Source organism: Bordetella hinzii LMG 13501 (assembly GCF_001548475.1).
Lineage (GTDB): Bacteria > Pseudomonadota > Gammaproteobacteria > Burkholderiales > Burkholderiaceae_B > Bordetella > Bordetella hinzii.
On record NZ_LRUJ01000014.1, the window covers coordinates 47,569 to 61,560 of the forward strand.

Genomic DNA, 13,992 nt, shown 5'->3' on the forward strand with positions numbered 1-13,992 from the left:
GTCACGTGGCGTCGCGGGCAGGCAGCGGATTTTTCAGGGCGGCGTGATAGCGCGCCACATAGGTGTCGAAGTCTATCGTATCGGATTGCTCGATCTGCCGCTGCCGCGCCAGGGAGGCTTGGGCCGCCTCGGCATAGGCGCGCGCCTGCTCGGCCGGCAGGGCGGTCTCGCGCAGGGCCTGGGCGTGGCGCTGGCTCTGGGCCAGCGTATAGTCCTGGAACGACAGCCCGCTTTCGCGCAGCTCGGCCAACAGGCGCGCCGAGGGCGTGAGATCGGCATCGCGCAGCTTGGCGCGCTGGCGTTCGACGGCCGCGGCATAGGCTTGGCCGCCCAGCGCCTGGTCATAGAGCGAGGCGTATTGCACGATCTGGTCGAGCAATTCCTCGCCCCACTGCGCCAGGCCGACGGCCTGGCCGTCGCGATCCAGGACCAGGCCCGGCTTGCGGCCTTCTTTGACCACGGTGGCGAAGTTGTCGGCGCTGCGCTGGCAGTAGCCGTTCTGGGCAAAGAAAGGGCTGTCAGAGACGGCACAGAACAAGAGGAAAGCATCGACAAAGCGCGCCGTGTCGGCCGACAGGCCGGTGGGCTCCTGCGGGTCGATATCCAGGCAGCGGACTTCGACGTACTGCACGCCGCGCTCGGCCAGCGCCGTGATGGGGCGCTCGCCCCGGCCGGTGGCGCGTTTGGGACGGATGCTGGAGTAGTACTCGTTTTCGATCTGCAGCACGTTGGTGTTGAGCTGTATCCACTCGCCGCCGCGGTGCGTGCCGAGGGCCTGGTAGGCAGGCCAGGGCTGGGTGACGGCCTCGTACAGCCGGCCCAGGAAGGTGCTCAGGTCGTTGTAGCAGAGCTTGAGCTGGGATTGCGCCTTGTTCTGGTAGCCCAGGTCGCTCATGCGCAGGCTGGTGGCGTGGGGCAGATACAGCGTATCGGCGTCCAGCGAGAGCAGGGGATGCTCGCGTTCGCCCATGAAGGCGCGCGACAGGGCCGGTGCGGCGCCGAACAGATACATCAGCAGCCACGAGTAGCGCGTGAAGTTGCGGATCAGGGCGATATAGCCGCGCGAGCGGCTTTCCTGCAGCGAGGCCGCGCCCGGCTCGATCAGCGGCCATAGCGCATCGGGCAGCGAGAAGTTGTAGTGCACGCCCGCGATGCATTGCATGGTCTTGCCGTAGCGTTCGGCCAGGCCGCGCCGATAGACATGCTTGAGCATGGCCGTGTTGGACTTGCCGTACCAGGCGATGGGAATCTCGGCCTCGGGTGGCAGGCGCGCCGGCATGGACTGGTTCCAGATGAACTCGCCATCCAGCACGCTGTAGACGAAACGGTGCGTGTCGCGCAGCTCGGCCAGCAGCGAGTCCACGCTGGTGTGGGTGCCCGTGATCAGCTCGAGCAGGGCCTCGGAGTAATCGGTGGTGACCTGTTCGTTGGTGAGCGCCGAACCCAGGCCGCTGGGGTGGGGCGTGAGCGCCAGCGCGCCCTGGGCGTCCACACGCAAGCCTTCTTTTTCGACGCCGCGCAAGGTTTGCGCCAACAGATCGAGATGGGCCTGGACCAGGGCAAGGCGCGGGTTGGAATGTGCTGTCACGGCGATGAATTTGGGATTATCGAGCGGAGATTTTACGTTCAGACCGCCCGGGGCGCAGAATTTGGCCCCGTGCGCTCTAGGGAAATCGGATGGCCGTCGAGCCAATCACCGAGGTCAGCATAGACCGGATCGGCATATTCGGGACATTCGTTGAACACCTCATGCCAGGCGCGCGGGTACCAGCGCAGCGTCAGCAGTCCGGCCGGCGCGCGCTGGGCGAATACCCGGCTGCCCGCCGGCGCCACCACGCGGTCATCGCCGGCCACCAGCAGCAGCGTGGGGTGGGCCAGGCGCGGCGCGGCGGCCATGACCCGGGCCAGCGAGGCGTCGATGAAACTGGCCAGCCGCCCCGTAATGCAGCGGCGAGCCAGCGGATCCTGGCGGAAGGCGCGCACCACGGCCTTGTCATGGGAGACCCGGGCGGGCGCCAGTGGGTAGGGCACGGCGGCGTCGGGCCAGCGTTGGGCCAGCTGCCGCAGCGGCGGCAGGATCCAGCCCGGCATGCGCAGCATCAGGGGCGGGCTGGACAGCACCAGCCCGGCCAGGGGCGCGGCCTCGTCCAGCGCGACCCGCAGCGCCACGAGCGCGCCCAGGCTGTGGCCGACGATCAGCGGGGCATGGCCGGTTTCCGCGGCATAGGCGCGGATCTGGCCGGCGGCATCGTGGACCAGGTCGTCGCGCTGGCGCAGGGCGGCCGGCGGGCCGCCCGAGCGTCCGTGGCCCCGGTGGTCGTGGGCGGCGACCTGCCAGCCGCGGGCGGCCAGCCATCGCGCCAGGCGGTCATGGCGCCCGGCATGTTCGCCCAGCCCGTGCAGGATATAGGCGGCCGCCCCGGGCCGGGGGCAGGGGGTGGGCCAGCGGTAGCGCGCCAGGGGCGTGCCGTCGCCGGCCAAGGCAGGGTCGAGCAAAATCGGCGACAATTCCGAACTTCCTTGCAGGAGCGGTCTGCCGGCGGGCAGCCGCGTTTCGCCATTTCAGCGCGCTTTCATTGCATGCTCAAGAAACTCCTCCTGGTTGGCCTGGCCGGTCTTTTGGCCGCGTGTTCCCCCCGCTACGACTGGCGCGAGCTGGACGCCGCCGAGGGCCAGGTGCGGGCGGCTTTCCCGGCCCGGGTGCAGACCGACAGCCGCGATCTCGTCCTGGCCGGGCGCGAGCTGCGCTTTTCGCTGACCTCGGCCCAGGTCGAGGGGGCGGTGTTTGCCGTGGGCTATGCGCCTTTGCCCGAAGACCTGCAGGGCAAGCCCGCCGCCCGCGAGCTGGGCGACGCGCTGCGGCGCTCGCTGTATGCCAATTTCGGCGCCGAGCCGCCGGCCCAGGCGCCGGATGACGGCACGGAGATCGAAGTGCATGCCCCGCCCGGCCAGCGCGATGCCTGGCTGCTGGCGCGGATATGGGTGACTTCCCGCATGCTGATCGAAGTCGTGGCCACGGGCAGCCGCCGCTCCCTATCGCCGGAGCACGCGCGCGAGTTCGTGCGCTCCGCGCGCTTGCGGCCCTGAGACCGGCTGCGGAATCCTCCGCCGCCGGATTGCCTGAGAGAATCGCTTCGCCATGTTTGCCGTCGCGCAGTTTTATTTTTCCGCCGTCGTGATGCTGATGCCGCTTCTGGCCTGCGTGGGCATCGGCGTGTTCTGGGGCAAGCGCGACTATCCCTTCGGCGGCACCTTTGTCACCATGCTGGTCACCTCGGTCACCACGCCGGCCCTGGTGTTCCACACCTTCGTGACCACGCAGCTCGATGACCGCGCACTGGGCGATATCGCCCTGGCCTCGCTGCTGGCCTTGCTGGTCTGCGCCTTGGCCTGCGCCGCGCTGCTCAGGCTCGCCGGCCTGCCGGTGCGCAAGCTGCTGCCCACCGCCTTCATGCCCAATGCGGGCAACCTGGGCCTGCCGGTGTCGCAGCTGGCTTTCGGCGATGTGGGCCTGTCGGCCGCGGTGGCTTTCTTTGCGATCAACTCTTTCGTGATGCACACCATCGGCGTGCGCATCCTGCCCGGCGCGGCCACCCGCGGCGGCTGGCGCAGCCCGGTGCTGCTGGCCTCGCTGATCGCCGTGGCCTGGCGCTACAGTGGCGTGCCCGTGCCCGCCTGGATCATCGAGACGGCGCGCATGCTGGGGGCGGTGACCGTGCCGCTCATGCTGCTCAGCCTGGGCCATGCGCTGGCGCTGATTCCGTCGGGCGGCTTGCGCGTGGGCGCCGGCCTGGGCGCAATGCGCCTGGTGGCGGGGCTGCTGTCCGGGCTGGCCGTGGTCTGGGTCCTGGGGCTGGGCAGCCCGCTGGCAGGCTCGCTGGTGCTGCAGATGGCCATGCCCTGCGCCGTGGTCAGCTATATGTACGCACGGCGCTATACCGACATGGGCGATACCGCGGCCGGCGCGGTGCTGGTGTCCACCGTGCTTTTTTTGCTCATCGCGCCGGCCCTGCTCTGGTTCACGCGCCACTGAGCGGCGCGCCGGGCGGCTCGTCCGCCCCGCACATGCCGCGCAGCTCGGCCAACAGCGCATCGGGGATGTCCACGCCGTGCTGCAGCGCCTCCGCCCGCAGGGCGCGGCGGCGCTGGCCGGGCAGGCGCACGCCGTCATCGGCCAGCATGGTTTCGATGAGGGTTTCGACGCGCTCCAGGTAGCTGTCGCGGCCGGCCAGCGCCTGCGGGTCGATGAGCAGAAAGGCTTGGCCCAGCCGGGCGCGGCCGCCCTCGTTGCCAAAGAAGGACTCGGTCTCGAAGCCGAACTGCGAGCCGGTCAGCGCCACCACCAGCAATTCGACCATCATGGCCAGCATGGCGCCCTTGACGCCGCCAGCGGGCAGCATGCTGCCCGCCAGCCCCGCCTTGGGGTCGGTGGTGGGCTGGCCATCGGCATCCAGCGCCCAGCCTTGCGGAATGGGCTGGCCGTCGCGCGCGGCGATCATGAGCTTGCCGCGCGCGACTTCCGACAGCGACAGGTCCATGAGCAGGGGGCCGCCGCGCCGCCGCGGGAAGACGGCCGCGATGGGGTTGGTGCCGAACAAGGGACGCTTGCCGCCCCAGGCGGGCATGGCCGCGGGGGAATTGCTCAGCGCCAGGCCGACCAGGCCGGCCTCGGCCACGGGCTCCAGGTGGTAGGCGGCCGCGCCGAAGTGGTGGCTGTTGCCTACCCCGACAAAGGCGACGCCGTATTCTCCTGCCCGCTTGAGACCTTCGGCCACGGCCATGGCGCAGGCCGGATAGGCCAGGCCGGAGCCGGCGTCAATCAGCGCGGTGGCGCCCTTGTCGCGCGCCAGCCGGGGGACGGCGCTGCCGATGGCGCGTCCGGCGCGCAGATGGCCCGCGTAGGCCGGCACCCGCGAGACCCCGTGCGAGGACAGCCCCTGGCTGTCGGCGTAGACCAGGGCGTGCGCCGTGGCCTGGGCCATGGCGGGCGTGGCGCCGGCGGCCACCAGCGAGGCGGCCGCCAGCAACTGCAATTCATCGAGATAGACATGGGCCATGATGCGCGTTCCGAAAAAAGGGGGCGGCACGCCCGGCGCCGCCACACCCGGTATCCTGCCACGGTCCGGCGGTGCGCGGCGGCAAATTTGGCAGCCGGCCGCGCGGTGCTAGAATGTGCGGCACATTGTCGGCGCCGATTTGCCTGATCCGCTTGCGGGCGCCTCTTATAAATCCAGCTAAAGAGGTCTGTCTGCATGACCAGCCCTGCTATTTCCGCGGCCAATGCCGCGTCGCCCGAAACCCCGAATTCCGTCGGGGTCGTCTCTCCTGTCTTCTTGCGCTTCGATGAGCCCTTGCCGCTGGCAAGCGGCCAGTCGCTGCAGGCCTACGAGCTGGCGGTGGAAACCTACGGCACCCTGAATGCCGAGCGCAGCAATGCGGTGCTCATCTGCCACGCCCTGAACGCCTCGCACCATGTCGCCGGGGTGGCGTCCGATAATCCCAAGGATATCGGCTGGTGGGACAACATGGTGGGCCCGGGCAAGCCCGTGGACACCAATATTTTCTTTGTCATCGGCATCAACAACCTGGGCTCCTGCTTCGGCTCGACCGGCCCGGCCAGCCTCAACCCGGCCACGGGCCAGCCCTGGGGGGCGGCCTTTCCGGTATTGACCGTCGAAGACTGGGTGCGCGCGCAGGCGCGCGTGGCCGATCATTTCGGCATCCAGCGCTTTGCCGCCGTCATGGGCGGCTCGCTGGGCGGCATGCAGGCCCTGAGCTGGTCCCTGACCCTGCCCGAGCGGGTGGCGCATTGCGTGGTCATCGCCAGCACGCCTCGCCTGTCGGCGCAGAATATCGGCTTCAACGAGGTGGCGCGCCGCGCCATCATCACCGATCCGGATTTCCACGGCGGCAACTACTACGCCCACAACACCGTGCCGCGCCGGGGCTTGGCGGTCGCGCGCATGATCGGGCACATCACCTATCTGTCCGATGACGACATGGCCGAGAAATTCGGCCGCACGCAGCGCGAGCCCGCCGAAAACGGCGCCTACCGCTATGGCTATGACGTCGAATTCGAGGTGGAGTCCTATTTGCGCTACCAGGGCGAGAAGTTCTCGCGCTATTTCGACGCCAACACCTATTTGCTGATCACCCGTGCGCTCGATTATTTCGATCCGGCGCGCGATACCGGGGGAGACCTGGCGCGCGCCCTGTCGCCGGCCACGGCCGACTTCCTGCTGGTGTCCTTCACCACCGATTGGCGTTTCCCGCCCGAGCGTTCGCGCGAGCTGGTCCGAGGCCTGCTGAAGAACGGCAGCCCGGTGACCTACGCCGAAATCGATGCGCCGCACGGCCATGACGCCTTTTTGCTCGAAGACGCCCGCTACCACGCCGTGGTCCGGGGCTATTACGAACGCATCGCACGCAGCCTGGGGCTGAGGTCCCAGCAACCCGCCGAGGAATGCCTGGCATGAGCCCCGCCACCAATACCGCCGCGCCGGCCGCGCTGCGCCCCGACCTCGAACGCATCGCCAGCTGGATCGCGCCCGGCTCGCGCGTGCTGGACCTGGGTTGCGGCGATGGCGCCTTGCTGGCCTATCTGCGCGATCACCGCCAGGTGCGCGGCGCGGGCGTGGAGATCGACGACGAGCGTGTCATCGCCTGTGTGCGGCGCGGCGTCGAGGTCATCCAGCAGAACCTCGAAGACGGCCTGGCGCTGTTCGACGACAAGCAGTTCGATACGGTGGTGTTGTCGCAGACGCTGCAGTCCATGCATCACACCGAACACATCCTGCGCGAGATGGCGCGGGTCTCGCGCTTCGGTATCGTTTCCTTTCCGAACTTCGGATATTGGCCCCACGGCTGGTCCATCCTGCGCGGCCGCATGCCGGTCACCGGACAGATGCCCTACCAGTGGTACAACACGCCCAATATCCACCTCTGCACCCTGAGGGACTTCGAGGATCTGGCGCGCGATGTCGGCGTGCGCATCCTGGAGCGCGCCACCTTCAACGACGATCGCGAGGTCAAGGTCCTGCCAGGCTGGCGCAGCACGCTGGCGGTGTACCGATTCGAGGCATAGGCTCTAATATCCCACCTTGCCTTGAAACCGGTCCCCGCGCGGGCCGCAGCCCTGGAGATTCATCATCGCCTCCGATAGCTACCGGATTTACTTGAGCCGTCGCGTGGCGCCCTTGCTGGTGCTGGGGTTTGCGAGCGGCCTGCCCCTGGCCCTGACCAGCGGCACCCTGCAGGCCTGGGCCACCGTGGAAGGCGTTTCCCTGCAGGAAATCGGCTTTCTGACACTGGTGGGCAGCGCCTACACCCTCAAGTTCCTCTGGGCGCCGCTCATCGACCGCTATGCGCCGCCCTTTCTCGGCCGCCGCCGCAGCTGGATGCTGGTGACCCAGCTGCTGCTGGCCGCGTCCATCATGGCCATGGGCCTGCTGTCGCCTGGGCAATCGCTGCTGCCGCTGGCCCTGCTGGCGGTGCTGGTGGCCTTTCTGTCCGCTTCGCAAGACATCGCCTTCGACGCCTATTCCACCGATGTGCTGCACAAGAACGAGCGCGGCGCCGGGGCGGCCGTGAAAGTGCTGGGGTATCGCCTGGCCATGCTGGTCTCGGGCGGCCTGGCGCTGGTGCTGGCCGATCACTGGCTGGGCTGGGGTCCGACTTACGTCCTCATGGGCTTTCTCATGCTGGCCGGCGTGCTGGGCACGCTCTGGGCCCCCGAGCCCGAGCGGCCCAGCGCCGCGCCGCGCAGCCTGGGGCGCGCCGTGGTCGAGCCTTTCCGCGAGTTCTTCAGCCGCCGCGGCGCCTTGACCTTGCTGGCCCTCATCGTGCTCTACAAGCTGGGCGATGCCTTCGCGGGCGCCTTGTCGACCACCTTTCTCATCCGCGGCGCGGGCTTCACGCCCACCGAGGTGGGCACCGTCAACAAGGTGCTCGGGCTGGCCGCGACCATCGTCGGCGCCCTGGCCGGCGGCGCCATCATGGGCCGCTGGGGCCTGTATCGCTCGCTGATGGCCTTTGGCGTGCTGCAGGCCGTCTCCAACCTGGGCTATTGGGTCATCGCGGTCGCGCCCAAGAGCCTCGGCCTCATGGCCGTCGCGGTGGGCATAGAAAATCTGTGCGGCGGCCTGGGCACGGCGGCCTTCGTGGCTTTGCTGATGGCCATGTGCAACCAGGCTTTCTCGGCCACCCAGTTCGCCTTGCTGTCGGCCTTGTCGGCCGTGGGGCGCACCTATCTGGCCGGACCGCTCACGCCGGTGCTGGTGGCCTATATGGGCTGGCCCGGCTTCTTCATGGTGACGGTCTTCATCGCTTTGCCCGGGCTGGTGCTGCTGTGGTTGCGCAAAGGCGACATCGAGGCCCTGGAGCGGGAAGGTTCAAGGGTCTGAGGACTGCACGCCACGGGGGGGAGTGATAAGGTTGGGCCTGCGCTATCCGCGCTGCCCGTCCGAGGGGATGGGCGAAAACAATACAGGGCCTATCCCGCCCGCCACGAGGAGACCTCCATGAAGCGATACGCCATCGCGTTCGCTGGCCTGTGCATCGCGCCGGCCATCCATGCCGAAACCAGTGTCACGCTCTACGGCATTGCCGATGTCAGCGTGCGCTACCTGAGCACCAGCAACGGTGCGACCAACGTCGATTCCAGCCGCGTCTCCATGGAGAACGGCGCCATCTCGAACAGCCGCTGGGGGCTGCGCGGCGTCGAGGACCTGGGCAATGGCATGAGCGCTTTCTTCCGCCTGGAAAGCGGCTTCAATATGCAGAACGGCCAGCAGTCCGATAGCGGCAGGCTGTTCAACCGCCACGCCTATGTGGGCCTGGACGGCGGGCAGTGGGGCGCGATCTCGCTGGGCCGCCAGGATACGCCGCTGTTCACTATCCTGGCCGATTCCTACGATCCGCTGACCGTGGGCAACTATGCCGAGAACTCCTGGCTGCCGGTGGCCATGTCGCGGGCGCGCAGCTCGGATTCGGTGCGCTATCGCAACGCGAAACTGGGCGGCTTCGATTTCATCGTTTCCTATGCGTTCGGCAGCGACTTCGAGGACCATCGCCTGGGCCGCCAGATCGGCACCACGCTGGCCTATACCACCGGCCCCTTCTCGATCGGCGGCGGCTACCAGAAGACCTATTCGGACAGCAATTCCGACTATCGCCAGCAGGTCTGGAACCTGAACGCCAGCTACAAGTTCGAGACCGTCAAGCTGTTCGCCGGCTATTTCAATGGCCGCGACGAGACGGGCTGGGTCAATGCCGTGGTCGGCAATGATGTTCCCACGACCGGCCTGGACCGCAAGGACAACGGTTACTTCCTGGGCGCCACCTGGCAGGCCACGGCCCGCTGGGCCCTGACCGGCGCGGCCTACTACGATGTCGCGAAGAACATCCAGGCCGATGGCGACAAGGGCAAGCGCATGGCCCTGGTGGGCGTGGCGGAGTATGCGCTGTCCAAGCGCACCCAGGTGTATGGCACGGTGGACTACAACAAGGTCTACGACGCCTCGTCGGTGGACATCGCCGGCCGCAGCTCCCAGGTGGGTGCCGCGGTGGGCATCCGCCACATCTTCTGATGAAAAGGCGGGCTCGCCGCCCGCCTTATTCCGCTGCCTTGGCCTGGCGCACGATGAGTACGTCGCAGGGCAGCGCCTCCAGCAGTTTTTCGGCTACGCTGCCGATGGCCGTGCGCAGGATGCCAGTCAGGCCATGGGTGCCCGTCACCACCAGGTCGCAGCGGCGGTTGAAGACGAACTCCGACAGCAGGTTTTCCGGTTGCCCGGGCTCGAGCACGATGTCCGGCGGCGTCCTGCCGGCCAACTCGGGCGTCTCGGCCAGGAAGGCCTGGGCTTTCTGCAAGGCATCGTTATAGAAGCTGCGCACCACGGCGTCCTGCGGCAGGCCGTCCTTTTGGGGCGGCACGGAATAGGCATGGAACAGCGTGATGCGGGCGTCGCCGGCCACTTTCAGCGCGGCGGTCAGCGCCTGCCGGGAGCCTTCCGAGAAGTCGGTGGCGATCACCACGTCCTGGTAGGGCTTGCGCGGCCGCGCCTTGACCACCAGCACGGGTTCGACGGCCTGGCGCGCCAGGCGCTCGACCGTGGTGCCCAGCAAGAGCCGCCCCAGGGTCGTCTCGCGCGCCACGCCGGTCACGATGAGCGAGCAGCCGAAGTGGGCGACCGTGTCCAGGATGACCTCCAGCGGATGGCCATGGGTGACGACGGCTTCGGCCGGCACGCCCGCCTCGGCCAGGTCGTCGGCCAGCCGGCGCTCGGCCAGCGCCTTGTGGTCCGGCGTCAGGCGCCGCCAGGCTGGCGTGGTCAGGGCGGTGGCGTTGGGCGGCTCCATTACGTGCAGGGCGACCAGGCGGGAGTGCTGCTGGCGGGCCAGCATGATGGCGCGGTCCAGCGCGCGGTCGCTGCGCGCGCTCAGGTCCGTGGCGAGCAGGATGGGGCCGGCGGGGTCGGTCATGCGTCTTCTCCTGGAAACGGCCGCCTTGGGCGGCCGGGGAGCGCACGGGTGTGCGAGGGATGCGATGATTGTCCCGCCTATCCTGCCCGAGGGCATTGACCCGCGTCAACGGCGCCGTCCTACAATGTCCTGTTTGCATCGACCCCGTTTACGGCATGCCGACCGAAACCTCCACCCTGCTGCTGCATTCGCTCTATCTCATCGCCATCGTGGCCGAGGCCATGACCGCGGCCCTGGCCGCCGGCCGGCGCGATATGGACTGGGTGGGCGTATGCGTCATCGCCTGCGTGACCGCGCTGGGCGGGGGCTCGATGCGCGATGTGCTGCTGGGCCATTACCCCCTGACCTGGGTGGCCCATCCGGAATACCTCGGCATGACCGCCGGCGCGGCCCTGCTGACGGCGCTGGGCGCGCCCATGCTGCGCCATCTGCGCAAAGTCTTCCTGCTGCTGGATGCGCTGGGCCTGGTGGCCTTCACCATCATCGGCTGCAAGGTGGCCCAGCAGATGGACCTGTCCTTGTCGGTGATCATCATCAGCGGCGTGATCACAGGCTGCGCGGGCGGGGTGCTGCGCGATGTGCTGTGCAACGACATCCCCTTGCTGTTTCGCAGCGAGCTCTACGCCAGCGTCTCGCTGGTGACGGGCGGGCTGTATATGGCGCTGGAGCACTATACCGGCGCCAGCGGCCTGGCCGTGCCCGTGGCGCTGGCCGCCGGCCTGGCCTTGCGCCTGCTGGCGCTGCGCTTCAATTGGCAAATGCCCAAGTTCGTCTATCGGGGCGATTGGCACTGAGCGTGGCCCTCCGCGGGCGGCGCCAGGACGGCGCAAAGAAAAACGCTCCCGACGGGAGCGTTTTTCATGATGCCGGGCGTGCAATCAATACAGGCCTTGCTGCAGCATCGCGTCGGCAACCTTGACGAAGCCGGCGATGTTGGCGCCGTCCAGGTAGTTGACATAGCCCGACTCGCCGTGGCCGTGGCGCACGCAATTCTCGTGGATGTCGCACATGATGGCCTGCAGGCGCTGGTCCACCTCTTCGCGCGTCCAGGACAGGCGGGCCGAGTTCTGGCTCATCTCCAGGCCCGAGACGGCCACGCCGCCGGCATTGCTGGCCTTGCCCGGCGCGTAGAGCACATGGGCGTCGATGAAGGCCTGGGCGGCCGCCAGGGTGGCGGGCATGTTGGCGCCTTCGGCCACGCATTTCACGCCGTTGGCGATCAGGGTGCGGGCGTCGTTTTCGTCCAGTTCATTCTGGGTGGCGCAGGGCAGGGCCACGTCGACCGGCACCTGCCACGGGCGGGCGCCCGGCAGGAAGCGCAGGCCCAGCTGCTGGGCGTAGTCTTCGACACGGCCGCGCTGCACATTCTTGACATGCATGAGGGCTTGCAGTTTTTCCGGGGTGAAACCGGCTTCGTCCAGCACCGTGCCGCCCGAGTCGGAAACGGTCAGCACGCGCGCGCCCATGGCCATGGCCTTTTCGACGGCGTACTGGGCGACATTGCCGGAGCCCGACACGGACACGCGCAGGCCGTCGAACGACATGCTCACGCGGCGCAGCATCTGTTCGGCGAAGTAGACCGTGCCGTAGCCGGTGGCCTCGGGGCGGATCAGGCTGCCGCCGAAGGTCAGGCCCTTGCCGGTGAACACGGCGGCGGCCGAGTTCGACAGCTTTTTCATCATGCCGGCCATATACCCGACCTCGCGGCCGCCCACGCCGATATCGCCGGCCGGCACGTCGGTGTCCGGGCCCAGGTGGCGATAGAGCTCGATCATGAGCGCCTGGCAGAAGCGCATCACCTCGCCCTCGGACTTGCCCTTGGGATCGAAGTCCGAGCCGCCCTTGCCGCCGCCCATAGGCAGCGTGGTCAGGGCGTTCTTCAGCGTCTGCTCGAACGCCAGGAATTTCAGGACCGACAGGTTCACGCTGGGATGAAAGCGCATGCCGCCCTTGAAGGGGCCGATGGCCGAGCTGTGCTGGATGCGGAAGGCGCGATTGACCTGGGCGCGGCCTTGGTCATCGGTCCAGCACACGCGGAACTGGATCACGCGCTCGGGCTCGACCAGGCGCTCCAGCAGGGCCTGTTGGCCGTAGTGCGGGTTTTTCTCGATGAAAGGCCACAGGCTGCCCATGACCTCCTGGACGGCCTGCATGAATTCGGGTTGATGGGGGTCGCGGCTCGCGACGCGGCCCAGGAAATCGGTCAATGACTGCATGGAAAGGAGGTCTCCGGTAATGCTGCATAGCGGTGCCTGATGGATCAAATCGGTGCAACGTTTGATCCGAAACGGTGCGTTGTCGCCAAAAGGCACTGATTTGGTGCGCGGATTGTAGGAAGGTTTTCCGCACTGCGGCAGGGGGGCCGGCGGCCATGAACCTGCCGGCAATTTCCGTTATTTAATGGGGACTGATAAAAGGGGAAGCGGCCTGAAACCGCGCATTTCAGCGCTGGGCGTTTCTCGTGGATGCTGTCTTATTTTGAATAAAATCAACGGCTTTTATTATGCGTCCCCAATAATATAAGGCGGTTTCCATCTGTGTGGACCTCGCGGCACCCGAAAACGCTCCCCGTTTTTGCCGGGCCCCCGGGGCGGGTCAAAAAAATTTCGCCCACATATATGTCCCCTTTTATTTTGTGGCGTCGCGGCCTCGAATCCGGGTGATCTCGTTATAGTTGAGGCCCATGGCTACTTTGCGCCGCCACCTGCTTCTGGAATCTCTATGCTGCGAGTCATTTCCGCCAACCTGAATGGCATCCGGTCCGCCAACACCAAGGGTTTTTTCGATTGGATGAGCCAGCAGGACGCCGATTTCATCTGCGTCCAGGAGCTCAAGGCCCAGGAAGCGGACATCGCCCCGGCCATGAAGGCGCCGGGCGCCTACCAGGGCTATTTCCATTACGCCGAGAAAAAAGGCTATAGCGGTGTGGGCATCTATACCCCGCACAAGCCGGAGTCGGTGGTGATCGGCCTGGGCGTGCCCGAGATCGACGCCGAAGGCCGCTATATCGAACTGGTCTATCCCAAGCTGTCCGTGGTGTCGGTCTATCTGCCCTCGGGCTCCAGCGGTGACCACCGGCAGACGGCCAAGTATTACTTCATGGAGCATTTCTACCGCCACCTGGCCGCGTTGATCGGCTGCGGCCGCGAGGTCGTCATCTGCGGCGACTGGAACATCGCCCACAAGGAAGCCGACCTCAAGAACTGGAAGGGCAATCTCAAGAACAGCGGTTTTCTGCCCGAAGAGCGGGCCTGGCTCACCCGCGTGCTCGACGAGCTGAAATGGGTCGATGTCTACCGCCGCCTGGCGCCGGACGCCACCGGCGAGGGCTATACCTGGTGGAGCAACCGCGGCCAGGCCTGGGCCAAGAACGTGGGCTGGCGTATCGATTACCACATCGCCAGCAACGGCTTGGCCGATACGGCGCGCCGGGCGGCCATCTACAAGGATGCCCGCTTCAGCGACCACGCGCCGCTGACGATCGACTACGAGTACTCGCTGTAAATCGCG

At 67.4% G+C, this 13,992-nt stretch carries 13 protein-coding genes and 1 riboswitch; of the genes, 8 read left to right on the plus strand and 5 right to left on the minus strand.

Annotated elements, in window-relative coordinates; translation table 11 throughout:
• Window position 1: 1 nt before the first annotated feature.
• Together gshA and AXA74_RS11425 are read right to left on the minus strand one after the other, a co-directional pair.
• Window positions 2-1,588: a glutamate--cysteine ligase gene (gshA, locus tag AXA74_RS11420; protein WP_032957920.1), complete on the minus strand. Its 1,587-nt coding sequence runs from the start codon at window positions 1,586-1,588 to the stop codon at window positions 2-4.
• Between the two features lie 38 nt (window positions 1,589-1,626).
• Complete coding sequence (locus tag AXA74_RS11425) at window positions 1,627-2,508, minus strand: alpha/beta hydrolase (RefSeq protein ID WP_223850467.1); 882 nt, start codon at window positions 2,506-2,508, stop codon at window positions 1,627-1,629.
• A gap of 72 nt (window positions 2,509-2,580) precedes the next feature.
• On the opposite strand from AXA74_RS11425, the gene AXA74_RS11430 reads away from it, so the two are divergent.
• Window positions 2,581-3,087 carry a hypothetical protein gene (locus AXA74_RS11430; RefSeq protein ID WP_048940379.1) on the plus strand — a complete coding sequence of 169 codons (507 nt, stop codon included), beginning with the start codon at window positions 2,581-2,583 and terminating at the stop codon, window positions 3,085-3,087.
• A 52-nt stretch (window positions 3,088-3,139) separates the two neighbouring features.
• Entirely contained in the window at window positions 3,140-4,033 is an 894-nt protein-coding gene (locus tag AXA74_RS11435; protein ID WP_029577568.1) for an AEC family transporter, read from the plus strand.
• Here AXA74_RS11435 and AXA74_RS11440 read toward each other — a convergent pair.
• On the minus strand, window positions 4,020-5,057 hold the full coding sequence (locus AXA74_RS11440; protein WP_048940577.1) for an Ldh family oxidoreductase: 1,038 nt from the start codon (window positions 5,055-5,057) through the stop codon (window positions 4,020-4,022). The genes AXA74_RS11435 and AXA74_RS11440 overlap by 14 nt on opposite strands.
• 121 nt (window positions 5,058-5,178) lie before the next feature.
• Window positions 5,179-5,259: riboswitch (SAM riboswitch) on the plus strand.
• On the opposite strand from AXA74_RS11440, the gene metX reads away from it, so the two are divergent.
• The 4 genes from metX (at window position 5,253) to AXA74_RS11460 (ending at window position 9,587) form a co-directional block, all read left to right on the plus strand.
• Window positions 5,253-6,476, plus strand: a complete 1,224-nt coding sequence (gene metX / locus AXA74_RS11445) for a homoserine O-succinyltransferase MetX (protein ID WP_029577566.1) — start codon at window positions 5,253-5,255, stop codon at window positions 6,474-6,476. (Overlaps the previous riboswitch by 7 nt.)
• The gene (gene metW, locus AXA74_RS11450) at window positions 6,473-7,084 is read left to right on the plus strand and encodes a methionine biosynthesis protein MetW (protein WP_029577565.1); all 612 of its coding nucleotides are present in this window, start codon (window positions 6,473-6,475) and stop codon (window positions 7,082-7,084) included. Before metX ends, metW begins: the two co-directional genes overlap by 4 nt.
• Before the next feature lie 61 nt (window positions 7,085-7,145).
• Entirely contained in the window at window positions 7,146-8,402 is a 1,257-nt protein-coding gene (locus AXA74_RS11455; RefSeq protein WP_032979626.1) for a muropeptide transporter, read from the plus strand.
• 117 nt (window positions 8,403-8,519) lie between these two features.
• A complete protein-coding gene (locus tag AXA74_RS11460; RefSeq protein WP_032957917.1) occupies window positions 8,520-9,587 on the plus strand; it encodes a porin in 1,068 nt (355 codons plus the stop codon).
• A 25-nt stretch (window positions 9,588-9,612) separates the two neighbouring features.
• On the opposite strand, the gene AXA74_RS11465 is transcribed toward AXA74_RS11460, so the two are convergent.
• A complete protein-coding gene (locus tag AXA74_RS11465) occupies window positions 9,613-10,482 on the minus strand; it encodes a universal stress protein (protein WP_029577562.1) in 870 nt (289 codons plus the stop codon).
• 155 nt (window positions 10,483-10,637) lie between these two features.
• Between AXA74_RS11465 and AXA74_RS11470 the strand changes: the two genes are divergently transcribed.
• A complete protein-coding gene (locus tag AXA74_RS11470; RefSeq protein WP_029577561.1) occupies window positions 10,638-11,276 on the plus strand; it encodes a trimeric intracellular cation channel family protein in 639 nt (212 codons plus the stop codon).
• A gap of 84 nt (window positions 11,277-11,360) precedes the next feature.
• Here the strand turns inward: AXA74_RS11470 and gdhA are convergent, their stop codons facing one another.
• The gene (gdhA, locus tag AXA74_RS11475) at window positions 11,361-12,698 is read right to left on the minus strand and encodes an NADP-specific glutamate dehydrogenase (protein ID WP_029577560.1); all 1,338 of its coding nucleotides are present in this window, start codon (window positions 12,696-12,698) and stop codon (window positions 11,361-11,363) included.
• 505 nt (window positions 12,699-13,203) lie between these two features.
• Here gdhA and AXA74_RS11480 point away from each other — a divergent pair.
• Window positions 13,204-13,986 (plus strand): exodeoxyribonuclease III, encoded by a 783-nt coding sequence (locus tag AXA74_RS11480; RefSeq protein WP_032979627.1) that lies wholly within the window; start codon window positions 13,204-13,206, stop codon window positions 13,984-13,986.
• Window positions 13,987-13,992: the final 6 nt, after the last annotated feature.

Excerpts from the sequence above, each read along its gene's own strand:
- AXA74_RS11480 (WP_032979627.1), top strand. The coding sequence starts at position 13,204 with ATGCTGCGAGTCATTTCCGCCAACCTGAATGGCATCCGGTCCGCCAAC.
- AXA74_RS11435 (WP_029577568.1), top strand. The coding sequence starts at position 3,140 with ATGTTTGCCGTCGCGCAGTTTTATTTTTCCGCCGTCGTGATGCTGATG.
- AXA74_RS11460 (WP_032957917.1), top strand. The coding sequence starts at position 8,520 with ATGAAGCGATACGCCATCGCGTTCGCTGGCCTGTGCATCGCGCCGGCC.
- AXA74_RS11470 (WP_029577561.1), top strand. The coding sequence starts at position 10,638 with ATGCCGACCGAAACCTCCACCCTGCTGCTGCATTCGCTCTATCTCATC.
- metW (WP_029577565.1), top strand. The coding sequence starts at position 6,473 with ATGAGCCCCGCCACCAATACCGCCGCGCCGGCCGCGCTGCGCCCCGAC.
- AXA74_RS11430 (WP_048940379.1), top strand. The coding sequence starts at position 2,581 with ATGCTCAAGAAACTCCTCCTGGTTGGCCTGGCCGGTCTTTTGGCCGCG.
- gdhA (WP_029577560.1), bottom strand. The coding sequence starts at position 12,698 with ATGCAGTCATTGACCGATTTCCTGGGCCGCGTCGCGAGCCGCGACCCC.
- AXA74_RS11465 (WP_029577562.1), bottom strand. The coding sequence starts at position 10,482 with ATGACCGACCCCGCCGGCCCCATCCTGCTCGCCACGGACCTGAGCGCG.
- AXA74_RS11440 (WP_048940577.1), bottom strand. The coding sequence starts at position 5,057 with ATGGCCCATGTCTATCTCGATGAATTGCAGTTGCTGGCGGCCGCCTCG.
- metX (WP_029577566.1), top strand. The coding sequence starts at position 5,253 with ATGACCAGCCCTGCTATTTCCGCGGCCAATGCCGCGTCGCCCGAAACC.